Consider the following 24129-nt stretch of genomic DNA (forward strand, 5'->3'; position numbering starts at 1 on the left):
GCTAAACTTTATTATAAGAGACGTATGTACCTCTGTCAATGGAATATCGGTAAACGAAAAGAAGAACAACTATTCATACAGTTTACGATTAAGGTTCCCGTGCGCATTGAACAAGCTGCGGGAAATACTTCTCTACCCGTGCTCGGCGAGCACGCTCGAGCTCTTCGCGCCGTGCGAAAAGATCGCGGTAAGCTGCGATATACGTATCTACATGCCCCCCTATGAGGCGATGTTCCGCGACATAGCGATAGGCGTTCTCCGCAATCGCAGTTCGCAGATCGGGACGCGTGATAAGCAGCGACAGCTTCCGGGAGAATTCCCGTACATTCCGATAGATCATCCCCGTCTCGCCATCGCGCACCGTACGCTCATAAACGGTCGGCGAAGCGAGCGCCACGGCACCGTGCCCCGCCGACTCGATGAATTTCAGATCCGACTTCGCGCGGTTGAACGCGGTATCGCCGAGCGGCAGGAGCGCGATATCCGAGGCATGCAGCGCCGCCGTATAGTCCGCATAAGAGGCGACGGGATCGCCGTCGCGCTTTCCCCACACGAACTGTTTCCGCCGCGTTCGAAGGGTCTCATAAAAAGCGCGGTCCCCCGTCACGAGGAAGAAAAGGCGGTCCTCGTGCACGCGAATCGTCTCATTCAGGGCATCCATAAGCGGCGCCCAGTCGGCCCCGCGGTTCAGCGCGCCGAAGAACACGGTCACATCCCCTCCGCCGTGCGCATAGGTCCTCTTTTCCGGCAGCGCCGCAAGTTGATTCTCCATGAGCACAACATGCGGGTTAAATTCACGCAGATAGTCCGCAAGCACCGGCGTCGAGGTCTGCATCGCGGAGACGGCGCGAAAAGCGAAGTAATCGGATGCAGACAGAACCGTTCCGTCTTCCGGGCGGTCGTCTATTTCGTGCAGGATCAGATTCCCCCGCACAGCCGTTCGGGCAAAGAGCTCCACATTCGACGCGGTATCGGGAATGATCCGCCGCTCCATTAAAATAATACTGTTTCTTCTTTTAATAAATGTATCGAGCGTCAGCGGTGTGATATCGTCCCGCGTGCAGCCGCTCAGCGTGAGTGCTCCTAATGCCCGCATTGCGCCCAGCGGCGTGTCGAGGCGCACGTGCGCGCAAGCGGCAATCCGATCCATTACCACGACGGAAAGAGGCTCTTCGTCCGTCTCATACATACGCCGCACGTCGGCATCCACCTGCAGCAGCAGCGCCTCGGCGCGCTCCGCATGCACTTCGCGCAGCCGGACAAGCGCACGGTCATGATCCGCCGTCTCCGTGATGAATACACGGCGGCTCCAGTATGCCGCGATCAGCCTGCGCCACGCGATGCAGCGGCGGACGAGTTCCTCCGGTTCCTCCTCCGCAGATTCCTGCCGCTCGATGCTCAGCGGCCGCCGGAATACGGCGCAGCCGCCGCGTTCTAAAAGGGACAGCCACGCGGCACAGGCGTCTGCAGGGCTCTTATCCGCCAAATGCAGGGGGATCAGATCTTCGCGTCGCACGAGCACGGCGCCCGCGGCTCCGATAAAATTATCGCATTCCATGAGGATGGATCGTCCTGCCGCGGTCCCGTCCACGACCTCGCTGTCGCCGTAGATCGGCGGCATCCGCCGCGCAGGAATCGTGCATCTGCCGTCCGGCGCGAGCCGCGCAGCCATCGATGTCGCAAGGGCAATCTCCGGATGCTGCAGGAAGGCGTCCACCATGAGCGTCAGCTTGTCCGGCAGCAGAATCTCGTCCGCTCTGCACCAGCCGACGTATCTCCCTTGTGCGAGACGAGCGAACAGCGCGCCGTACGTTTCCTCCGCCTGCGCGCCGGACACACGCACACAGCGCAGGCTCGGGTCCCGCCGATATGCCTCCGGCAGCCGCTCGGTCAAGGGCTCCGTATCGGCGGCGCAGGCGACGATCTCGACATTTGGGTAGAGCTGCGCGCACGCCTCCCCCAGCATTTCGAAGAATCGCTCCTCGTCGTCGGGGACGCGCATCATAAGGCTGACGAGCGGCGCGCGCAGACGGGCGCTGCGGCAGGTAGCGGCAATAAGCGCGGGGTCGAGCCGTTCCTCGATGTCCATGAGTGCCGTATGCCACAGCGTTTCCGGCACGCCGACATCCAGCCCCCAGCGCTCGAGCAAGACGGCGCGCGCAGACAGACGCGCCATATCGTAGAGGTCGCAGACCTCCGCGCCCGCGTGCGGAAAATAGACCGGCACGCGCAGGAGGATGCGCCCCATGCATTTGAGACGCAGCGACAGGTCGATGTCCTCGCCGCCGGCCGCCGGAAAATCCTCGGAGAACCCGCCCGTCTGCACGAAGCATTCGCGCCGTACGAGCAGCGCAAAGTTTTCAAGAAAGAGGCTCTGTGTCGGCGCCCCTACGGTCTCCCGCAGCCATGTGCCGGCCGTTAGTCCATCTGCCTCCATACGCGCGGCGTTGAGATACTGCCACGCATACGCGGTACGGTTGCCGAACGGTCCGACCGCGCCGATCTCTGGCGCCATGCAGATCGTATCGAGCAGCGTGCGCAGTCCCTCCGCCCGTATGAGAACCCCTTCCCGCAGAAATAGGATATACGGCGCCGCGGCATCCGCCGCCCCCGCATTATAAAGGCGCGCAAGGCTTTCCGTCTCCGTCGTTAAAAGCGCGACATTCGCCGCCGTCTTTCGGTACCTCTTTGCCGCCGCAGGCGGAGCGGCAGCGACAATCTCCGCCCCAATTCCGCTTTCCGTACAGGCGGCGCAGGCAGCGGCGAGGGTCGCGTCGAGGTACGCGCCCTCCTCGGTCGCCGCAACGACGATACGCAATACGTTCATATTGTCAGGATTTGAGGAGGCGCAGCAGGAGGAAGTTCGTATCCTTCATCTCCGAGGCGACGCGAACCGCGCGGTCCGTATCCCCCATATCGTGCAGGAGCACGGCCATGTTCTTGATGCTGCTGTCGCAGCCCGGATCAATCTCCAGCGCCTTGGTCAGCAAGAATTTCGCGCCCTCATAGTCCCCCGCCATATAGGCGGCGCCTGCGAAGGCGTTCAGCGCGCGAACCTTCTCGTTCGGACGAATATCCTCGCCGAGAATCTTGGCCGCCGTTTCAGAGGCGTTCAGTTTGAGCGCCTTCTCTCCCGGGACCGCCGCCGATTTCGGTGCGGGAACTGCAACATCCTTCGCGGGCGGCACAGCCACATCCTTCGGTGCGGGCACCGCAGGCTTTTTGACCGCCGAGGGCGCGGGCACGCCGACCGGAGCCGTACCGAGGCCGAGGAACGCCGCGAGATGCGGATACTTCGTGCGGGTCTCGGCGGGGCTGAGCCGCGCTTCGAGTCCTGCATAGCGTTCAATTGCCGCGCGCTGCGCCTCGGTCAGCACGTTCCCATGGGACGCCAATATATTGTCATAGACTTTAAGCGCGTCCTGCGTCCGTTTTTCCTTGAGGCAGATGCGGCCGAGAAGGATGCGCACGTCCACATTCTGCGGATCCCGCGTCAGCGTCGTCGTCACCCAGTCCGCCGCGCGCGTCGTGTCGCCCGTCTCAAAATACGCGCGCGCAATATCGCCGAAGCATTCCTCCGGCGCTGTGCCCGCCGCAGTCATATCCGCAAACGCATTGATTGCGTCGGCATATGCCTTTTTCTCCATATAGCCGCGAATGCGTGCCGCCTCGTTCTCCCGGTTCGTCATAGCGATCGTTCCTTTCCCTTTCCGCTTTCCTTCTTCTTTGCGGCGCTGCTGTTTTTGTGCGCGCTCCGCGTTGTTTTTCTTACGTTTCTTCATTGAGATAGCGCTCCCATATCGTCTCGTATGCTTCTTCCATGTCCCGTACATACCGCGCGCCGTCCATCATGGGAGAGGCGCGCATCATGCGCTGCGCCGCGCCGTGCAGGGCCGCGAGGAGTTCTCCGTCCCGGGCGAGCAGCACCGCGCGCTCGACATAAGATGCCGGCGTATCCGCAGCCAGCTCGCCGAGCCCCGCATTTTGCAGAATGCCCATGCCAAACCGCGCTCCATGGCGCGTTCCCGCCCGCGTGACGACGGGCAGCCCCATAAAGAGGGCCTCGCATGTCGTCCCGCCCCCCTGATAGGGGTAAGTATCGAGGATGATGTCCGCGTCGAGATAATCCCGCAGATAGTCCCGCGTCCCCGGACGCAGTTCGATCCGCTCCGAACTAAGGCCCGCACGCGCGGCGCGGCGCCGCATCCGTTCGACCGGTTCCATATTCGAATTCACATTCTTGAGCAGGAGACGGGCATCCGGCACGCGGCGCAGGATCTCCGCCCACAGCCGGAGCGTCTCATCCGTGATTTTGGAGAAGTTGTTAAAACTCCCGAATACCACGGGCGCATGCGCTCTGCGCACAATATTCTCATAAGGTGCGAACCGTTCCGGCGGTGTGAAGCAGAGATGCGTGCGCGGCAGGCGGAGAATCTTCTCAAAAAAGAGGGCCTCCATCCCCGGCGGATCACAGACGGGATCGCCAAGCACATAGTCCATTGCGGGCAGCCCCGTCGTATCGAAATAGCCGATGCCCGAGACCTGCACGGGGGCCGGCCGACATGCCGCGATCCGCAGCGTACGCCCGCCCGCCGTATGCCCCGCAAGGTCAAAGAGGATGTCGATCTCATCCGCATAAATCGCCGCTGCCGCCTCTGCAGGAGGCTTTCCCCCAAGACTCCGATAGCCGTCCACCATGCCCGCCAGCCAGTCCGTCACCTCATCGCCGCGCCCCCTGCCGACATCATACAGATACACGGCAAAGCGCGCATGATCGTAGCCCGAAAAGAGCTGTACGGCGAAGTTCAGCACAACATGTTCCGAGAGCGAGGGCGAGACGTAGCCAATCCGGATTTTCTCCCGCCGCCGCTTTCCATGAGAGAACTGCGGCACCCCTCCGAAGATACGGGCACACGCGCCGTGTTCCTCCCGCATCTCCGCATCGGAGATATCCGCCGTATAGTGGAGCGTCATAAGATAGTTGCTGAGGAGTTCGGCGCGCTCGTCCTGCGGGGCGCCCTCAAGGTTCCAAGAGGAGCGCAGATGCGGCAGCGCCGCCTCGAGTTCCCCGAGCATATAGAGCAGCTGCCCCGCCGTTGCGTGATACTTCCACCGGTACGCCGCAGGGAATAGATTATCCTCGCCCATCCGCATCAGCCGCGCGAGCGCCTCCTCGAAACGGTGCGCCGCGATCGCTTTTTGCACGCCGGCAAAGGCCGTGTCAAACGAATCCCTGTTCCGTTTCCCGGCGCGCCCAAATGTCACGATAGCATCCCTCCATCTCGCGGATATAGCGCTCCTGATCCATCATGGGCGAAACCCTCATACGATCCCGCAGTTCCCTGTGCAGCGCGTCGAGGAGATCGAGATTCCCCGCCAGCATCACCGCCGTCTCCACATAGTCCGAAAGACGTTCGGAGGCGAGATCGCCGAGGCCAATGTTGGCGAGCAGACTGTAGGTAAAGCGCGTGCTGTGCCGCTCCGTATAGTACGAGACGACGGGCACGCCCATATAGAGAGCGTCGCACGTCGTACCGCCGCCCGGCCACGGGAACGTATCGAGCGCGATGTCCACATCGAGATAGCGCAGCATATAGTCTCGTGTCGCCCGTTCGAACTGCACACGGCTCATATCGAGCCCCAGCCTCTTCATACGGTCATGCGCGGCGCGCACCACGCCTTTCTTCGCATAGGCGGCATTTTTGAGCAGGAGGCGCGCCGTCGGCAGCCGCCGCAGGATCTCCGCCCATACCCGCAGCATCTCGTCCGTGATCTTCACATATTGATTGAACGAAGCGAGTTGGATATATCCGCGCCGTCGTGCGGGCGTCCCCTCGGATGCGGGGAGGTGCGTATACCCATTATAACAGAATTGACTCGTCAGGCGCAGTAATTTTTCAACAAAATATATGTCTGTGCCGGCCCCCGGCGGATCGCAGTACCGATCCGTGACAAAGTAATCCACGGCGCGAAGCCCCGTCGTCGCCATATAGCCAAGCCCGGAGACCTGCACGGGCGCGGGTTTCCACGCGAGTGCGGGCAGCCCGCTCCGCGCGGTATGCCCCGCGAGATCAAAAAGGATATCCACCTCATCCGCATAGATCCGCGCGGCGATCTTCGCCGGCGCTGCCGCATCCGCCGAAACATCGCGCCACGCCGTCACCAGCGTCTTGAAAAACTCCGTATACTGATCCGTCTTTCCAAGGCTGTAGCAGTAGACCTCAAAGGAATCTCGGTCAAATCCCGCAAGAAACGGCCAAATGAAATACTGCATGACGTGCTCGCGAAAATCGCCCGAAATATAGCCGATGCGGATCTTTTCTTTTTTGCGGCGCCCCGTATGCGTATAGGGGCGGATTCCGGCAAAGAACTGCTCGTACCCCACGCTGCGTCGGCAGATCTCTGCCGGCGGCACGTCGACGGCGTTCATTGTCATGAGCGCCGTGCTGTAATAGGATCGCCGCATCAAATGATCCGAGGCGCATGCCGCATACATCTCCGCGTACCGAGCGGCCGCCGCCGCACCGAGGACATCCGCGCCATAATCCGCGCATGCCTTGCACAGCGCCTCCCGCACCTCCGGCGAAACGGACAGCCGTTCCGCTTCGATCTCCGAGAGCCCCTTCTGTGCAAGCGCCACAAGCTCCGCCTGCGAACAGTACAGGCTCCCGCTCGCAATGGCAAGGAACAAACGCGCGCCTTCGCGCTCCGGAGGAACGCCCTCCGCGGCAAGCGCCCACCGAGCCGCGAGTACCTTTCGGTTCAAAAAGAAATATGCCCATGCGAGCGACATCCGCCCCGCGGGAGCGAGAGCACCGCAGCCGTCCAGGATACGCGCCTCATACGCGACCCGCGCCCAATCCTTCGACGTCTCTGCCCGCATGAGCGCAGCCTCATGTTCCTCCACATGCGGGCGCTCTTTCACTCCAAAGAGCACACGGTCATACGCGCGCTCCACCGTAAACATATAGGCGCCGGAATCGGCAAGCGGGCTATCGTGCAGGTTCCACCGGAGCAGCTCGTGCAGCTCCGAGAGACGCGCCGCATCGCGCAGCAGCACCCCGGCACGCACCGCGAGCGCCGACGTATCCGCCGCAATCTCCTCGTCCGGTTCCACCGCCGCGAGGATGCCCGCGGCATAAGCGCCGCCTGCAAACGGGTGCGCGGTGAGAAGCGGCACGGCATATTCCAACGTGCGGCAAATCTGTGCGGGATCGGCCGCGATCCCAATCGCAATGTCAAGTTCCTCATAGGAGATTTCGTCTGCAAGGAACAGCTCGGCCGCATCTGTGCCCATCTCCGCAGCGCGTTCAATGTCCGCATCGGTCAGCACGCCGCCGATCTCCGCGGGCAGAATCAGCCGCACGTCCGGAATGCTTGAGAAAAGCGCACAGCATAGAGCAACGATCTCTTCCCGCAGCGTCTCGTCGGCTCTCCCGACGAAACCGATTGTCGCCGTGCCGCGCTCGAGGAGCGGCGTGCGGAAAACATAGTTCTTCGGAGGATCCAGCGGCGTATAGCAGAGCGGCACGAAATCCGCATATCCGTCCACGGAGGGCAGGGCATCCACAAGCTCCGCGGGCCGGCGCTCGGCGATCGAGACAAGATGCCGCGCGGGATGCGCTGCGAAAATCTCCCGGATCAGGGGAGGCGGCGCATCGGCAGAGAGGTCGACGAGAAGATCGATCGCGTCACGCCGTATGATCTCCGCCGCCTCCCGTGCCGTATACGCACCGAGGGTACGAAACGCCGCCGCTTCCTTTGCAAACAGCTCCGTATCCCCCTCCGGTCCCGTATGATAGGCATAGAGTTCAAAGCGTTTCCGATCCGCACCGAGGAAAAATGCCGGCAAAAAGGTACGCCATGCACCGCTCCCGAACGCATCGGAAAGATAGCCGACACGTATTTTCCTCGGCGCGTTATGCCGATGCGCGGCAGATTTTCCGCGATGTTTCTTCGCGCCCTTTTTCTTCATCGTATATCCCTTTCTTCCGCATCTGCCAAAGCACACCGGTACGCGCCTTCCAAGGCGCGCATATAGCCCTCTTGATCCATCACGGGCGAACGCTCCATCATCGATCGCAGTCCGCCGTGCAGCGCATCCAGCGTATCGAGATCGGCGGCAAGCCCTACGGCGCGCGCAATATAGTCCTCCGCCGTCTCTGCCGCGAGTTCCGCGAGCCCCGCATGAGAGAGCAGCGCATAGCCGAAACGCGTACTGCGCCGCGCCGCATAACGCGTCACTACGGGGACGCCCATATAGAACGCATCGCAGGTCGTCCCGCCGCCGGGCCACGGAAACGTGTCGAGCGCAACGTCCACATCGAGATAGCGGTTCATATAGCCCGTATCCGCGGGTTCGAGGAGGACCCTGCCAAGATTAAAGTCAAGCCGCCGCAGCCGCTCCTCTGCCGCCGACCGCATCTCCGGGGCGAAAAACACCTGCGACTTGAGGAGCAGGCGCCCTCCCGGCACACGCGCTAGAATCTCCCGCCAAACGGCGAGCATCTCGTCCGTAAATTTCCGATACTGATTGAACACGCCGAACAGTATGTAACTGCGCCGGCGTGCCGGCGTTCCGGCAGAACGCGGCAAGCCGGCGGGCGGCACATAGCAGAACTGGCTGGGCAGGCGCACGAGTTTCTCCGTAAAATAGCGCTCATGTCCGGCCCCCGGCGGGTCGCAGGCCGCATCCGTGAGGAAATCATTCACCGCAGGAAGCCCCGAAGTCGCCGTGTAGCCGAGCCCCATCATCTGCACGGGCGCGGGGCGGCGCGCGAGCACGGGCAGCGCTCCTCCCGACGCATGTCCCGCGAGATCGACGAGCACATCAATCTCATCCGCATAAATACGTGCCGCCGTCTCTGCGGGAGACGTATCTCCCATATCCCGCCACACGTATGCATATGGACGCAGCGCTGCCGTCACATCGTCCAGCTCCGCCGTCGTACTGTAGACATAGACCTCGAATCGGGTGCGGTCGCATCCCGTAAGCAGCGGCTGAACGAAATGCCGCATAACATTCCGGCGAAATATAGCCGACGCGAATCTTTTCATGACGATAGGGAGCGGCAAACGTGTACTGCGGCACATCTGCAAAGATCCTGCCATAATCGGAGTGCGCCGCAAAAAGCGCCGCTTCATCAACCTCCCACGCGTTCTGTGCGAGGAGAAACGAGCTGTACAGCCCCGCGTCCGTCGGCTCCTCCCTATAGGCGTCATAATAAAATTCCGCCGTCTGCGGATCCCCGATCCGATACGCCGCAGCCGCACGCAGTCTCATGTATTCATGGCACATCTCCGAACGTCCCGCCGCGATATAATCTGCCGCCTCGCGGAGAGCGCGCGGCAGATCTCCCATCCGCTCCAGCGCATAGGTATGAAGATAGCGGATCATATCGTCCGCCGCACCTGTCCCAATCGCTTCCTCCGTAAGATGCAGTGCCTCGGCATAGCGCTCCGCCGTAAGCGCAGCGAAGATCCGGTCTTTCAGTGCCGCATAGGTTCTACTCATTCTATCGTCATCCCCCGCACGTGCCTTTACCCCTCCCGCATATCGGTACGCGATGCATATGCCGCCCACACCGTTTCATACGCCGTGCCGACGGCCGCACCGTAGGCGGTCGTATCCATCACGGGCGATGCCGCTGTCATATTGCGCAGCCCCGCATGGAGCGCATCGAGCGTCCGGGCGTCCTGTGCGAGGAGCACTGCGCGCTCAATATACTCCTCCGTCGTACGCGCAATCAACGCCTGCGCGCCGATATTTTGGAGCAGCGACGCGCCGAACCTGCTCCCGAGGGTCTCCCCCGCCAGCGTCACCACGGGCACGCCCATGTAGAGCGCCTCACAGGTCGTCCCTCCGCCCGGATAAGGGAACGTATCGAGCGCAATGTCGATGCGGCGATACGCCGTGAGATAGTCCGCCGAAGCGCCCTCCGTTTCCACACGCTCTGCGGGGATGCCTGCCGCCGCAATCCGTCGCCATGCCTCCGCGGCACCGTCCGCGACGGAGAAGATCTCCGCCTTGAGCAGGAGGCGCGATGTCGGTACGCGGTGCAGAATCTTTGCCCATACCCTCAGCACTGTGTCATTGACCTTGGTAAAATTATTCAGGCTGCCGAACACAATGGGCCGTCCCGCCGCCGGCGCATGTCCCGTCGGGGGCGGCGGGCGCAGCGGCTGCCAGCAAAAATGTGTCCGCGGCAGAACGAGCAGACGCTCGACAAAGCCCTCCTGCGCAGGTTCCGCCGCGAGTACGGGATCCGCAAGGAAATAATCCACCGCCTTCAGCCCGGTCGACGCGAAGTAACCGATCCCCGACATCTGCACCGGTGCCGGCCGATACGCGAGGATGGGCAGCGTCCCGCCCGCCGTATGTCCCGCAAGATCCACGAGAATATCTATGCGATCCTCATAGATGAGGCGCGCCGCTTCCGCCGCACCGCACCCCGTCAGGTTCCGAAAGCCTTCCACGCGGCAACGTACGCTCTCCGTGAACGCATCCTCCTCGTTCATTGCGTAGACGTACGTTTCAAACCGCGCGGTATCAAGCGCTGTAAAGAGGGCATACGAAAAGGAGAGGACGACGTGCTCCCGGACATCGGGCGAGAGATACCCGATGCGCAGCCGACGCTCCCTTGCGTCTTCGGGCACATGGGCAAACGGCGCCGTGTCGCTCAGCAGAGCCCCATACGCCTCCGCCGCGGCGCGCTCCTCGGCGAGTGTCTGCGGGAGATAGTGCCTGTTAAAGAGCACATTGCTCGCATTGAGTAGGCGCAGTGCCGGCTCCTGTGCCGCATCACGCGCATACGCATAGAACGTCACCGCCTCCTGCGCCCGCCCGAGAAAGCGCGCACACTGCCCCGCGAGGTTGAACACCTTCTCCGCCACAGGCGCGGGCATGGGGCGCCGCATCAGCGGGGACAGAAGCGTCAGCGCCGCGCGCCGCTCTCTCTGCATCAGATGAATACGCGCCCGGAGAAATATCGTATAGGGATCATCGGGGCGCAGGCGCGCACAGTCCTCCCACGCCGCAAGCGCCTCTTCCGCAGCGCCGCTCTCGATGCAGAGCGCGGTTAAAAGTCCGGCCGCCTCTCCCGGCGCGTCACGCCGAAGCAGCGCGATATCTGCCTTAGCGCGCGTTCTATCCCCTCGCTCGAGCGCATCATAGATCCGTGTGCGCAGGGCCTCTACGTCTGCCGACGCCTGTGCCGTCATGTGTTCTCCTTGGCGAGCCGGCCGATACGCCGCCGCATCCTGAGATCCTCGGGAGCCGCGGAGATCTCCCTGCACGATCGCGGCAGGAGGAGCGCGATGCGCGCCTGTTCCTCCGGAGAAAACGCCTCCAGATAAGCTGCCGCAAGCGCCGCCGCGCGCTCCGTCTCCTCGATGAGGGACGCCGCCGCCGCGCACACCTCTCCCGTCAGGAGCAGCCGCCTGCGCGGCGTGAACTTCGCCGCGCTGCGCTTTTCATAGTAGAGCGCCGCATAGGGGAACGGCGTATCCGTGAGCGCCTCCGCCAAAAATCCCGCATCCGCTTCCTCATCGTAGAGGCCGCGCAGCGCCGCAATCACATCCGCCGCCGCTGCGCCCGTCTCCGAGAACAGGCGTAAAAGGCCCTTCAATGCCGGCAGATGCCGCTTTTTGGCACGCAGCGACCGAATATAGAACGCAGCGGCGGCCTCCTGCTCGCCGCACAGTTCCGCCGCTGTACCGAGCCGTTCATAAGCAAGCGGCGCGAGCACGCCGGAGTACGCGCCCTCACGATAGTATTCCTCGTGCAGGCGAACCCCCTCGGCATAGGCGCGCCGCGCCGCGGCGATATAGTCTCGATCCCACGCATAGGTGCCGTAGATCAGCGGGAAGTCTGCCGTCTGCGGGAATCTGCGGGCAGCGGCCTCATAGGCGGCGTCGATCTCCGTATCGCCGGCACCCATTAGAATGAGCGACTGCAGCAGCACGGTGTGAGGGCGCTCCTCTCCCCCGACCGGCTGCTCGCGGAGCGCCATCGCCTCCCGCGCATATGCGGCCGCCTTTTCATAATCCTCCAGCGTATAATAGCAGTCCATCAGATGGTAGGCGTCCATCTTGTCACACTGCCCTGCCGCACGGCGTTCCAGCAGCATCCTGAGATCGCGCTCCGATTTTTTCCGCATCACCTGGGGCGAATACCCCGTATGGTAGAGCGTGAGATCCTGCGCAAACATCATCTCTCGCGCGGGGTCGCCGCTGAGATTCTCCACATGCTCGTGGATGCTTCCCACGAAACGGAGCCACGGCGCGCGACGGAAGATGCGTTGTACTTTTGCCGTTGTGCCGAGCAGCGCCCCCGTCTCCATATCGATGTTGACGAGATGCACGATGAATCCGTCGAGCCCCTCCGCAGCATCATGCTCCTCAATCAAGGCGCGCACGCGGGGTGCGCTCTCCTCCGAGAAATACTCGTCCGCATCGGTAAAGACCACCCAGTCCCCCGATGCCCGGTCGAGAGCAAAATTTTTCGCGGCGGCGAAGTCGTTGGTCCACGCAAACCGATAGACCTCTGCCCCGCCTGCGCGCGCGATCTCTGCGGTCGCATCCGTCGAGCCGGTATCGACAACGATCATCTCGTCGGCAAAGACGCGCGCCGATGCGAGCCAGCGCGGCAGATTTTCTGCCTCATTCTTTGCAATGACACAGGCAGAAATTTTCATTGTATCAGCTCCATCAGTTCCCGCGCCTTCCGATTGTTCGGTTCCGCCGCAAGCGCCCGGGCGAGATACGCGCACGCTTCTTCCCTCCGGCCGAGCGTAAGATAGGCCCGCCCCGTCTCGTAGAGATACGCCGCATCCTCCGTTCCTCCCGCTTCGATATAAAAGAGATATGCGCGCAGCGCCGCCGTACGGCGCCCCGCCGCGGCAAAGGCCCGCGCAAGCGCCAGCACATGCGGCGCGCCGTACTCCGCCGCACAGCAAACGATACGCGCCGCCTGCGCCTCGTCCGCATGTCGGACGAACGCATCGACGGCCAACGCATAGCCCTCTGTACTCTGCGGAAGAGGTACGGCATCCGGCTCATCGTAATGCCGCCAAAACGCACGCAGTACGTCCGGCAGCAGTGCCCGCAGGCGTCGATAGAGATGCCGACCATCCGGACTTTCCTCCCGCGCAAGCCGCGGAAGCATCTCCGGTATCTCCCGCACATCGCCCGCAAGCGATGCGGTCAGATACGCCGCCTGCTCCTCCGGCGAACGCGTATGCAGCTCCTCATAGATTTGCGGCAGGTCGCATGCATGTCCCGTCTCCCGCTCCCATGTATCCGCGGCCTCTTTGGCAAGGGCGCGCCAGCCGAACCCATCGGCAAAGCGGTAAAGGTAGAGGAGCGTGTCGCTGTCCGTTCCAATGCGCGTGCGCATCTCTCTTAGAATACGCGCCGGCGGCTCGCTCTCATGCAGCTCCGCATAAACGTCGAGCGCCGCCTCGCGCGCTCCTCCGGCATCAAAGGCATCCGCAAGCGCCGCCTCCGCCGCCGCGGCATCACGCTCTATCATGAGCAGCCGCGCACGCGCTGCGGCAACCTCCCCCGCCCACGCGCCGAACGCGGAACTCTCCCCGCTCTCATCCTCGGGTATCTCATAGAGATCCAGTGCCCGTGTGAGTTCGGTGAATGCCGCATCGTTCCCTACGGCGGCATAGAGCAGCCCCAGCCGCCCGTGAAAATCGGGCAGGAGCGGGAACGCGCGGCACGCCTGTTCCGCTGCGGCAATCTGCTCTGCAAGGGGCGTCTCCTCCCGCTCCATACAGTCGAGCAGGAGATGATAGAGCCTGCTCTGCGCCCCCACGGACCGCACTTTTTCGGCAAGCGCCTCCCGCGTATAGAGGAGTGCGGCGGCATACTGCCCGAGCCCGTAATAGGTATCCGCAAGGTAACGATAGTCCCCGGGCCGAATGCCTTTTTGCTCAATTTCTGCGGAAAGCAGCGCGAGATTGCGCGTATGTTTGGCATACATGCGCCCGGCGGAGTAGCCCACATGCCGGATGGCGAGCGCTGCGGGCTCCCGGTAGAGGACGGGTTCCCCCGCCGTCTTTTGCAGACGCTCGTGGACGCGCCCTTCATAAAACAGCCCGCGGCCAAGCCGCACGAGACGCACATGCGGCGCACGTCCGATCTCGCGGTTGCCGTCGTCCTCATCCACATGCACGATCGGCAGCAGCACCGCGTCAACCGTCGGCATCAGTACGTCCATCATCGCGAGATAAGGGCGCGCTTCATCGGGGTCGACAAAGGTCTCATCCGCATCGAGCACCGCCGCCCATCCTCCGGATGCATGTGAGAGCACGGCATTACGCGCGGCGGCAAAATCATCGCCCCATGCAAAATCATAGACCTCCGCCCCCGCGCCTGCGGCGAGTGCCCGCGTCCCATCCGTCGATCCCGTATCGAGAACGATTCGCACATCGGCATATGCGGCCGCATTCGCAAGCCACGTTTTCATATCGCGCAGATCATTTCGTACAAAAACGCAGGCGGAAATCCGAACCTCCGCCTCATGTGCGTGGATCTGCCGCCACAGTGCCGCGCGGCGCTCCAGCTGCTCTGCCATCTCCGCCGTAAAATCCGACGGGTTGAGACCCTCCCGCTGCGGCACAATGCGCAGCGCCGTCTCCGCCGCCCGAATCGCCGCCGCATAGTCATACGATGCCGCGCAGGCCTCCGCGAGCTCCGCGTGCATTTCCGGGAGCTCCGGGAAGTCCTCGGCCGCGCGCGCGGCAATCGCGCGCCGCTCTTCCCGCATCTGCGGATGTGTTCCGTAGATATGCAACAGGATCCGATAGGAAGAACTTGCATAGACCGTATGCTGCCGTCCGCGCTCAATATCGCGCAGCGCATAGCGCTCCGCCATGCGCGCATCCCCGAGCCGGTCATACGTCTCCGCGAGATAGCGCCAGCAGCGCTCCGGCTGCTCGCCGGCCTCCATCTCCGCCAGCAAAAGCCGCAGATTGCGTTTCCCCTTTGCCCGCGTCAGTTTTTCCGAATAGCCCGTATGGATGAGCAGGAGCCGCTCCGCCGCCACCGTCTCATAAGACGTAATCACGCCGTCTGCATCGCGCAGCTCCTCGTGGATACGGCCGACATAGCGGCGCCCTTCCGCGGATTTGAAAATGCGAGGCGCAGGCGCCTCGAGCAGCACCGCCCCCGTATCCTCGTCGATGTTGCGCAGCGGGACGAGGAGCATCTGCGTTCCGCGCGCCGCCGCCTCCTCAACGACTGCACGCAGACGGCGCGCCGCCCCGGATGCAAAATATTCGTCCGCGTCGAGAAATACGACCCAATCTCCGTGGGCATGAGAAAGCGCCGCATTGCGCGCCGCCGCGAAGTCGTCCGCCCATGCGAAATGATAGACCCGAGCCCCGAGGGCCGCCGCAGTATCCGCAGAATTATCCGCAGACCCCGTATCCACAACGATGAGCTCGTCCACATAGGAACGCAGACGCTCGATTGATTTTTTCAGATGCTCGGCATCGTCGCGTACGATATAGCATGCGGTCAGCCGCAGCGCCGCCGGCTTCTCGTTCCGTTTCTCCTCCGAGCTGCGGTATATACGCGCCTTTTCCGACCAATGCGCCGCACTCTCCGCATCGCCTAGATGCGTATATATCTGCGCCATACGCTCGGCAACGAGTGCCGCCACACTGCGATTAAAAAACGAATCGTCCCGCCGGACACCTATGGCGCTCTCATACCGCTCCATCGCCGCAACGAAACTCGCAAGTGCCCCCTCATAACTCCCGAGACCGCAGAGCACCATCCCGCGCTCAGCGTAAAAATCCGGCAGATCCGGATAGCCGGCAAGCGCCGCATTGACGATTGTCAGCATTTCCTCATCCGGATAATGCAGCGCGCGCATGGACTCGATCACTTGATGATAGATTTTACTCCGTCCGCCGATGATGACCATATCGCTCGAAAGGACTTCTGCCGAGAGTGCAAGAACGCGCCGATAATCCTTCAGCCAAAAATAACAGTCGGCGAGATATGCCGCATGCCACGGCTTACGCCCGTGCTCCTTGGCATCTGCTTCGAGCATGGAGATATTGCGGCGTACCTTCTCCGCGCTCCGTGCCGTCATATATCCCGTGTGCCCGCATGCAAGGCGTTCGTCCGCGTAGCAGAGTGCTCGCACCGCACCGTCGCGCCGCACGGCCTGCTCATGGATCTTCCCTTCGTACAGCATCGCATTGCCCCGCAGAACGCGCGGCAGGATATCGGTTATCATATCGTTGTGATCGTCGATGGATAAATAATGTTCCATACGCACCATGATGATGTCCCACGGCGGCGTCTGTCCCGCATAGGCCTCTATAGCGGAGCGCACCTGCTCCGGGTGCAGGAAATATTCGTCCGCATCAAGGAAAATAATGAAATCGCCGCCCGCCTGCTCAAGTGCAAAATTCCGCGCCGCCGCGAAATCATCGCGCCATGAAAAATCATAGAGAGCGGTATGAAACTCCCCCGCTGCCGCCGCAACATTCGCATCTCCCGCCGTAGAAACGACGACGATCTCGTCCGCCGCTGCCGCGACACTCGCAAGAGAGCGGCGCAGATCATCCGCTTCGTCCTTCACAATATAGCAGGCGGAGATCTTCATAGCGCACATCCTTTCATATCGTAATCATTATACGGTATAGCCGCAAAAATGGCAAAGGATTAGTGACACAATTATGCCCAAGATTGCGCATCGCATCTAGCCGTAGCCTAAGCGACACGCAAGCTTGGATGCAGAACAAGGAACAAGAAAAATACACGCGAAGTCGTAGTTAAGGCTACGTCGAGCGCAGTTTTTTTCGCAGTGACACAGTTATGCGCCAAGATTGCGCGTCACGCTACAAAAAAAGAGCCCCTCCCCGAAGGGAAGGACTCTTTCGGTAGTCCGTCGGTAAATGCCGAAGCGAGATTACTTGAGGAGCGAGAGAACAGCGGAGCTGTTCTGGTTCGCCTGCGCGAGCATAGACTGCGCAGCCTGGAGCAGCACGTTGTTCTTCGTGTACTCCGTCATCTCCTTCGCCATATCCGCATCGCGGATCGTGGACTCGGAGTTCTGAACATTCTCGGACGCCGTCGTGAGGTTGGAGCTCGTGTAGGAGAGGCGAGTCTGGACAGCGCCGATATTCGCCTGCTCGTCGAGCGCCTTCTGGAGCGCCGTCTCAATCGCGTTGATCGCGGCGTTGGCCCGATCCTGCGTCTGGACGCTAATGACCGAACCGTCCGTGCCCTTCACGCCGAGAGCGAGCGAACGCATATCGGTCATGCTGACCTTGATCGCCTGGTTTGCCTTCGTGCCCGTCTGGAGCGTGAGAGAGTTGTCTTCAGACGCATTCTCCGCGCGGATACGCTCGTTGAAAGCGTCAAGAGACGTGTTCGCGGTCTTGCGGATCGCTCCCGTGCTGTCGGCAATCGACAGCGTGAACGACGAAACCTGCCAGGTCGTGCCGGCATGTGCAGCATTGATCGAAAGAGCCGACTTGTTATCGGCCGTGTAAACGCTGTTGCCAGCCTTATCCAACCCGATCCAAGCGCCATGAGTCGCCGCGTCGGTGTCAACGAGAGCCGAGCCTGCGACAGACTCAGAGCCATTGTAGGCCGTCTTCGTAAGCAAGTCGGCCATCGTGCTCGTACTGACCTGGAACGTCGTCGTGTAGGTCTTGCCCCCACGGACATACGAAACGGTGACCTTATCCGTCGACTGGATATTAAGGCTCTCGTTCTGACGGCTCTGGAGATCCGTCAGCTTGGATGTCCACTTGGACGCCGTACTCAACGAACTGTTCGAAAGCGTCGTGCACGTTGCTGTACCGATGCTGTTGCGCGAACCGTCGACGAGATACTTGCCGTTGTACGTGGCAAGCGCGTTGTCGTCGATCTGGTCAACCATCTGGTTGATCTCTTTCTGGATCGTGCGACGGTCCTCGTCGGTATTCGTGTCGTTCGCCGCGTTGATCGCCTTTTCCTTCAGGGTCTTGAGAATCTCAACCGTGCTGGAGACGGCGCCCTCGGCGGTCTTCATCATGCTGTTGCCGTTCTGGGTGTTCTGGTTGTCCTGATCGAGCGAACGGATCTGGACGCGCATACGCTCAGAGATCGCATAGCCGGAAGCATCGTCGCCGGCGTTGTTGATCTTCATGCCCGAAGAGACCTTCTGGAGGCTCTTTGCGAGCGAAGACTGGTTGCGGTTCAGGATATTCAGCGTGTTGACCGCCGACATGTTGTTTTTGACTACCATTGCCATAGTGTAAATTCCTCCCTGGTGTGGTTCCGGCTGTGCCGGAAATTAAATGTAGTGCGGACATCCGTGCCCGCTGTATATAATAGGCAAGTGACGCGTCTATCCTGGTTGGCTGCTAGCTAGCCTTCCCTGGCAGCCGCCCCGCTTGCATATTATCTTTACATATAGTATATCGTCGCAAGATCAATATACTTAAGTATGAAACTAGAGATATTTTACTTTTTTTCATCCGCTTTGTCAAGAAAAAGCCAATGATGAAACGTTTCTTTTTTACACTGCTCTAATAGCGCCGATTCAATACGCCCCCCGGGAGATTCGCCCCCGTAAGATCGTAGCTGTGCACGGCGGCGTTCCGGCGGCGGGATCTGTTGAGCCACGCCTGCGCCTTGTACCGGATCTGCATCTCGAGCGGACGGATCTCCGCATCGAGCGCCGCCCATGCCGGGCCTCCGCGATAAGGATCCTCCGGCAGTGCTTTGATCAAATCGACGATCTGCTCGCGCTGATCCACAAGGTCGATAAAGAGATCGATCTCTTCGGCGTCGATGAACTTGATCAGCTCGTGGGTCAGCGCGCGGTATTTCTCCCAGAGTTCCTGCGCCGCCGCATAGCGATCATCCGGCATAGACGCCGCTCCCTTCTACGCCCTGCGACCCCTTTTCTTCGCGCGCCTTTTTCATCGCCTGTGTCCATGCGTCGCGGAGTTCCGTCATGATGTCGGACGCCTCTTGGATCGGTGCGGGATCGCTCTTCATATTACCCTCGACCAAACGGTCGTACGCATAGTTGTAGAGCGGCAGGAGCTGATGTGAGATCTCATAGTCCATGTTAAGGGTGACCCGGAATTCGCTGATAATGTTCTGCGCCTTTTGGAGGGAGACGTTGGCATTCTCATAATTCTGCTCCTCCAGCGCCTCAACGCCTTCCTTGATAAATTTCAGACAGCCATTGTAAAGCATCAGCGTCAGCGCCTCCGGCGTCGCCGTCATCACCTGCTGCTTCTTATAGGCATCCGCAGCGCTGTTTACCATATGGGAGCCCCCTCGTCATTTTGCAGCAAAGAAATTGAACTGTCCGGAGAGCCGCGAAATTGCAACCTCCATCGCATTGTATTTCTTATAGAGGTTATTCTCGAAGGTGGTCATGAGCTGCTTGAAATCGCTCATCTGCTTCTGATAGTTCTGAATGAGTTTGCCGAGTTCGCTCGTGACGTCCGTCTTATCCGCCGTCCGGCCCGCATGGTTTTCGAGCGATTTGAGACGGCTCGTCATCTTGTTGTAAAGGCGGGAAGCAACGCCGCTGTTATTGTAGTCGCTGTCCGGATCGTCATACGAAATGAGGCGATGCACGGCATCCGGCTCTGCAGCGATGGCGTTCTTGAGCTTTGCCTCGTCGATTTGCAGATGCCCCTTCTGATCTTTCGACGTGATGCCGATGGACGACAGCGTCGTATAACGTCCGGGCGCGGAGCCGACGCGGTTGATGACCGCATCGCGCATGTCGCTGATGATGGAGCGGAGGTATTCGTCGCGGTAGAGCAGCCCCGATTTTGCCTTCTCATTCCACTTATCGACCTGCTCCTTCGTCATGCCGTCCTCTTGGGACTTCGTGAGCACGCCGTAGTCTCTGTAGCTGCCCTCGCTGTACTGCTTATTGAGATCGTCGAGGAGCTTGTTGTAATCCTCCACGAACTTCTTCACATTCTCGATAAGTTTGTCCTGATCCTGCGCGATCCCGACCTGCGTCGGCGCCGTCGTTTTCGTCTTAAAGGTATAGGTGACGCCGCCGACGGTGAGTTTGTTCTCCTGTAGATCGTTGTACTCGCGCCCGTCGATCTTGACCTTGCCGTTCACGCCTGTCACCGAATTCGCGGTGCCCGGAGAGAAGGTCTGCGTAGTCCCCGGGTTGTTGTTCACATCTCCCAGCTTGAGGTTGGTGAGCAGCCGCGCCGAATCCTGCGGCAGCGATCCCGACCCGCTTTCGACGGAGAGTTCTATCTTATTCGAAGCGCCCGTCTTGGTGTTGACGATGGAAAAGGCGTCCGATACCGTGTCATAGGAAGCGCTGAGACTACGCGCCGCATTCTTTCCGGCGGCATCCTTATAACGCGCGCTGTTAATGCGCGAGGCGAGATCGTTGAGCGTGAGGTTCTTGTTAAACACCTCGTCGGCCGTGAACTCTATCGTCGTAGAATTGGTTCCGTCGGAAATCTTAAACTTCAGCGCCGTATCGCCGTCTGCCATTCCTGTGGGTTTCGTGCCGCCCGCAAAAGCGATATCCTTGAGCATCATGCTCTTTTGGGCAGACGCCGCTGTGTTGGCACGTTCCACATGTGCACTCGTCGCCGTCATCAGATAGGCGTTCTTCGCCGTCTCAAAGACCTCGACATCATGCGTCATGAGTCCCGCACTTGCGTTCGCGACCGCCGTCACGGCGTCCGTGTTCGAACTCGTCGCCGTCATCGGCTTCGTCGTCGCGCTCAGCTTATAGTTGGAAAGCGTGCTGTTTTGGAACGTGTTGACCTTGTCGTACACATTCGCATAGGCTTCTTTACGCCACTCGGTCTCAACTTCCTTCTTATAGATACGATCGTATTTCTTTTGCTGGGAGATCATGCCGACCTTGACGAGCGATTCGACGTCGATCCCCGAACCCGAAAGTCCGTAAATCCCTTTTGCCCCTGTTGCACCTGCCATGGTGATTCCTCCTTGCCTTTTCCTGCCCTATGGGCTTAAGCGGTCCTATCCAAGAACGCGCCGATCCAATCGTGCACTTTGATCATATGCTCGACCATCGCCTCGGGCGGAACCTCGCGCAGAACCTCGCCCGTTTTCTTATCGAGCATCCTTACGGACATGAGGTTGACTTCTTTATGATATTGGAACTGCAGATTGACGTTGATGTTGCGCATGATCTTGTTGAGCTGTTTGGTGATGTACTCCGTCTGCTCCTCGGTCATCTTTTCAGGATGCGCGGGCTTCTCGTCCGCTTTGTTCTCCGTATCATGCGGTGTGCCGGCCGCATCGCCGGAGGCGAATACTGCGGGCGCCGCTTCCGCGGTCTCCGGCGCACTCTGCCCATCCTGCATCCCGCCGACGGCAACCACCGCAAGCATAACGTCCTGAACGCTTCCTACTGCCATAGGTATCCCTCCATGTGTACCGGGAAACGCTCCCTGCGTTTCCGTTGAATTCTTCCATGATAAACTATTATATATTATCCTTTGGGCAAACTGCTGAGATCAAAGTTCTGCGGTGCCGCCGCGGCCCTTTGGTTCTCCTCTTGTATCGCCCGATAGATTTCACCGCGGTAGATCTTGACGCTGCGCGGCGCGTCGATCGCGATGCGCACGTTATCGCCTTGTACCTCCACGATGTTGATAACGACGTTATCCCCGATCATGATCTGCTGCCGGGGTTTGCGTGTGAGCACGAGCATTACTTGTCCTCCTTGTTTTCGGGGAACAGTCGGTGCTTCGTCGTATAGGGGCTGCTTTCGAGTACGATCTGCTTGGCCCTGCGCGTCGCGGTATTGATAATGATCGGCGCCATGAGGTTTGCCGTGAGATCCCGGATCTCCTTGCCCGAGAGCGTGAGGATCGCGTAGATCAGCACCTGATCCGGCGACGTGAGACCGAGTTCCTTCTCAACGTCGTCGTCAATCGTGAACTCGTAATCCGGGAAAAAGATGAGCGGCATCGTCATGAGGAACGCAAGATCCGGTGTCCTGAGAGACTGGAGGAAGACATAAGGGCTCCCCTCCTCATAAGGGATAATAAGGAATTCGCGTTCCTCTTCGAATGCGGGAATGCCCGCCGCAAAGAAGATAATCGCATCATCATCCGTTTCGATCTCGCCGAAGCGGCTCGTCATGAATTTTTTCATCAAAAACTCCTGTTATGCCAGAATATCATAGTGTCCCTCACTGACCCAGCCGTGGATGTCGCCCTTACGCTCGAGATAGGTCTCGATGCTGCCGGGGTTGTACTCGATGCGAGCCTTGAACTCCGTCTGCCACTGCGGCGCCACCGCGCCGACCTCGGTCTCGCCGACGACCTCGCCGACATCGAAGCTGATCTCGGGTTTTGGAATCGCCGCCGCGACGAGCACGCGGTTCTGGTCGGCGATGCTCTGCACCTCGCTCTGCACCTGCTCAATAGGAACCATGCGCCCGGGCTTTGGCCCATCCTCGGCGAGCGCCCACGCCATCTGCGTGTGCTTCGACGTGCCCTGCTGTACGCCCGAGAACCCTTCCTGCTCGTTTTCGCGGGCAAAGTCGGTATGGTTCGTATAGCCGTAGCTGTGGCGGCTCGGGTAGCTGTCGATCGTGAGACGGGGCTGCGTCTTCCCCTTGTTCGAGCGCGCCTGCCTGGTCTCTTGATCGTAGTGCGGCTGATTGATACCGCTGTCCAGTGTATTTTTCTGCGCCCGGATCCCGATCATCGGGAGCGTGTGGCGCACATTGAGATAGAGCATGGGCATAAAGGGCATCCTTTCCCGTTATGAAAATGCTAGGTATGTTTAGCGCAGATAGTCCACAAGCGAGAGCGGCAGGATACGGGCGCCCATCGAGAGCGACATGCTCATCAGCGTCTGCTGCTGCATCATCTTCGTCGCGAGTTCCGCCACATCCGTTGACGAAACATCCGTGATGTCCTTCGTAATGTTCTCCTTGTGGTTCGTAAGGATATCCGTCATATCGTTATAGAGACGCGTGCGCGCGCCGGTTTCCGTATGCGCCTGCAGCGTCACCTGATTGGCGGCATCGGCGAGGGTGACCCCGTCCGAACTCAGCCAATGCGGGTTCGAATTGTTCGTCTGCTCATACACGGTCAGCATATTATTGAGCATTGCCGTGCCCGAGACCGTGTTGCCGGAATTCTCATCGTCGAAGAGATCGCGGCCGAAAAGGTCGCGGCCCGTCTTGTTGACCGTATCCGCCGTCGGTTCGGTTGATCCGTTCTGCTTGACCATCGAAATATAACGCATATCGCCGTTGTAAGTGGCGATCTGCTGTTTTACGGTGGCAAAACGGACGGTCGTCCCGTCGACGGTGCCGACCGCGCCGCCCGGCGTTTTTACTTCGCCCGTATTCTTGAAATTCTGCGCAATGATACTTGACGCCGTGCCCGGGGTCCCCACGGGGATACTGCCGATGCTGTCGCTCGCGTTAACCGTGGAACGCCCCTTGGCGATAACGTCCTTATATCCTTCCTGCACAAATTCCTTGGAGTAAACGGCTCCCGTCAACGTGTTAAGGTAGTATTCTTTGCCGTTGTCGCCCTTAAGAGCAAGCATCTGGTGCAGGAAATCTCCGCTTTTTTGATTGCTTGCATCGTTGAAAAACGCCGCCTGCCGATCGTCGAGGGTCTTTGCCACACCGCGCTCTACTTTGTTCGACGGAGCCGTCATAGCGAAGGGCTGCTTCAGATCCGCCTGCCCCGAAAAGATATAGCGGTCGCCGAGTTGCGTGTTGCCGAGCGATACGATCTGCTGAATCCCCGCCATCATCTCGCGTGCAATCGCCGGCCAGTCGCCGCTGCTTTCGGCCTTGTCGTCGTTGGCCGCCTGAATGGTCTTAGCCTTGAAGGTCTTTTGGATATCCTCCATGCCCGAAAGCGCGGTCTGCGTAGAATTCATCCACGAAAGACCGGCCTTGACGCTCTTTTGGTAGCGGTCGTTCTCTCCCTCGGAGACATCATACCGCAGATAGCGCGAATAGTCCACGGAATTATCGGAGGGACGGTGCAGCTTGCTGCCGTCTCCCTGCTCCATGAGCTTCGTCTTGTTGTATTCCAGCTCGTTGAGATCTTTTTGATAGCGCAGTACCGAGTAATCGCTGCTGACGCGGATTGCCATATGTCG

General features: G+C 60.3%; 17 protein-coding genes. All 17 read right to left on the reverse strand.

Annotated elements, in window-relative coordinates:
- Positions 1 to 88: 88 nt before the first annotated feature.
- Positions 89 to 2827 (reverse strand): glycosyltransferase, encoded by a 2739-nt coding sequence (locus HMPREF9161_RS04955; protein WP_009728591.1) that lies wholly within the window; start codon positions 2825 to 2827, stop codon positions 89 to 91.
- Between the two features lie 4 nt (positions 2828 to 2831).
- Positions 2832 to 3782: a tetratricopeptide repeat protein gene (locus HMPREF9161_RS04960; protein WP_009728592.1), complete on the reverse strand. Its 951-nt coding sequence runs from the start codon at positions 3780 to 3782 to the stop codon at positions 2832 to 2834.
- The gene (locus HMPREF9161_RS04965; RefSeq protein ID WP_009728593.1) at positions 3769 to 5265 is read right to left on the reverse strand and encodes a hypothetical protein; all 1497 of its coding nucleotides are present in this window, start codon (positions 5263 to 5265) and stop codon (positions 3769 to 3771) included. Before HMPREF9161_RS04965 ends, HMPREF9161_RS04960 begins: the two co-directional genes overlap by 14 nt.
- Positions 5222 to 7975, reverse strand: a complete 2754-nt coding sequence (locus HMPREF9161_RS04970) for a hypothetical protein (RefSeq protein ID WP_009728594.1) — start codon at positions 7973 to 7975, stop codon at positions 5222 to 5224. The genes HMPREF9161_RS04965 and HMPREF9161_RS04970 overlap by 44 nt, the downstream gene beginning before the upstream one ends.
- Positions 7972 to 9018 carry a hypothetical protein gene (locus HMPREF9161_RS04975; protein WP_009728595.1) on the reverse strand — a complete coding sequence of 349 codons (1047 nt, stop codon included), beginning with the start codon at positions 9016 to 9018 and terminating at the stop codon, positions 7972 to 7974. Before HMPREF9161_RS04975 ends, HMPREF9161_RS04970 begins: the two co-directional genes overlap by 4 nt.
- 522 nt (positions 9019 to 9540) lie before the next feature.
- Complete coding sequence (locus HMPREF9161_RS04980; RefSeq protein WP_009728596.1) at positions 9541 to 11220, reverse strand: hypothetical protein; 1680 nt, start codon at positions 11218 to 11220, stop codon at positions 9541 to 9543.
- On the reverse strand, positions 11217 to 12695 hold the full coding sequence (locus tag HMPREF9161_RS04985; RefSeq protein ID WP_009728597.1) for a glycosyltransferase family 2 protein: 1479 nt from the start codon (positions 12693 to 12695) through the stop codon (positions 11217 to 11219). Before HMPREF9161_RS04985 ends, HMPREF9161_RS04980 begins: the two co-directional genes overlap by 4 nt.
- Complete coding sequence (locus HMPREF9161_RS04990) at positions 12692 to 16630, reverse strand: glycosyltransferase (protein WP_009728598.1); 3939 nt, start codon at positions 16628 to 16630, stop codon at positions 12692 to 12694. The genes HMPREF9161_RS04985 and HMPREF9161_RS04990 overlap by 4 nt, the downstream gene beginning before the upstream one ends.
- A gap of 306 nt (positions 16631 to 16936) precedes the next feature.
- Positions 16937 to 18268 (reverse strand): flagellin, encoded by a 1332-nt coding sequence (locus tag HMPREF9161_RS04995; protein ID WP_009728599.1) that lies wholly within the window; start codon positions 18266 to 18268, stop codon positions 16937 to 16939.
- 277 nt (positions 18269 to 18545) lie between these two features.
- Complete coding sequence (locus HMPREF9161_RS05000; RefSeq protein WP_009728600.1) at positions 18546 to 18890, reverse strand: hypothetical protein; 345 nt, start codon at positions 18888 to 18890, stop codon at positions 18546 to 18548.
- On the reverse strand, positions 18880 to 19296 hold the full coding sequence (fliS, locus tag HMPREF9161_RS05005; RefSeq protein WP_009728601.1) for a flagellar export chaperone FliS: 417 nt from the start codon (positions 19294 to 19296) through the stop codon (positions 18880 to 18882). Before fliS ends, HMPREF9161_RS05000 begins: the two co-directional genes overlap by 11 nt.
- Before the next feature lie 15 nt (positions 19297 to 19311).
- A complete protein-coding gene (fliD, locus tag HMPREF9161_RS05010; protein WP_009728602.1) occupies positions 19312 to 20961 on the reverse strand; it encodes a flagellar filament capping protein FliD in 1650 nt (549 codons plus the stop codon).
- Positions 20962 to 20996: 35 nt separating this feature from the next.
- Positions 20997 to 21407 carry a flagellar protein FlaG gene (locus HMPREF9161_RS05015; protein WP_009728603.1) on the reverse strand — a complete coding sequence of 137 codons (411 nt, stop codon included), beginning with the start codon at positions 21405 to 21407 and terminating at the stop codon, positions 20997 to 20999.
- Positions 21408 to 21481: 74 nt separating this feature from the next.
- Positions 21482 to 21703, reverse strand: coding sequence for a carbon storage regulator CsrA (gene csrA / locus HMPREF9161_RS05020; RefSeq protein ID WP_009728604.1), 222 nt, complete (start codon positions 21701 to 21703; stop codon positions 21482 to 21484).
- Positions 21703 to 22149, reverse strand: a complete 447-nt coding sequence (gene fliW / locus HMPREF9161_RS05025) for a flagellar assembly protein FliW (protein ID WP_009728605.1) — start codon at positions 22147 to 22149, stop codon at positions 21703 to 21705. Before fliW ends, csrA begins: the two co-directional genes overlap by 1 nt.
- Before the next feature lie 12 nt (positions 22150 to 22161).
- Positions 22162 to 22746, reverse strand: coding sequence for a DUF6470 family protein (locus HMPREF9161_RS05030; protein ID WP_009728606.1), 585 nt, complete (start codon positions 22744 to 22746; stop codon positions 22162 to 22164).
- A gap of 39 nt (positions 22747 to 22785) precedes the next feature.
- Positions 22786 to 24123, reverse strand: a complete 1338-nt coding sequence (locus HMPREF9161_RS05035) for a flagellin (RefSeq protein WP_009728607.1) — start codon at positions 24121 to 24123, stop codon at positions 22786 to 22788.
- Positions 24124 to 24129 lie beyond the last annotated feature (6 nt).

It is taken from the genome of Selenomonas sp. F0473 (assembly GCF_000315545.1).
In the GTDB taxonomy this organism is placed as follows: domain Bacteria; phylum Bacillota; class Negativicutes; order Selenomonadales; family Selenomonadaceae; genus Centipeda.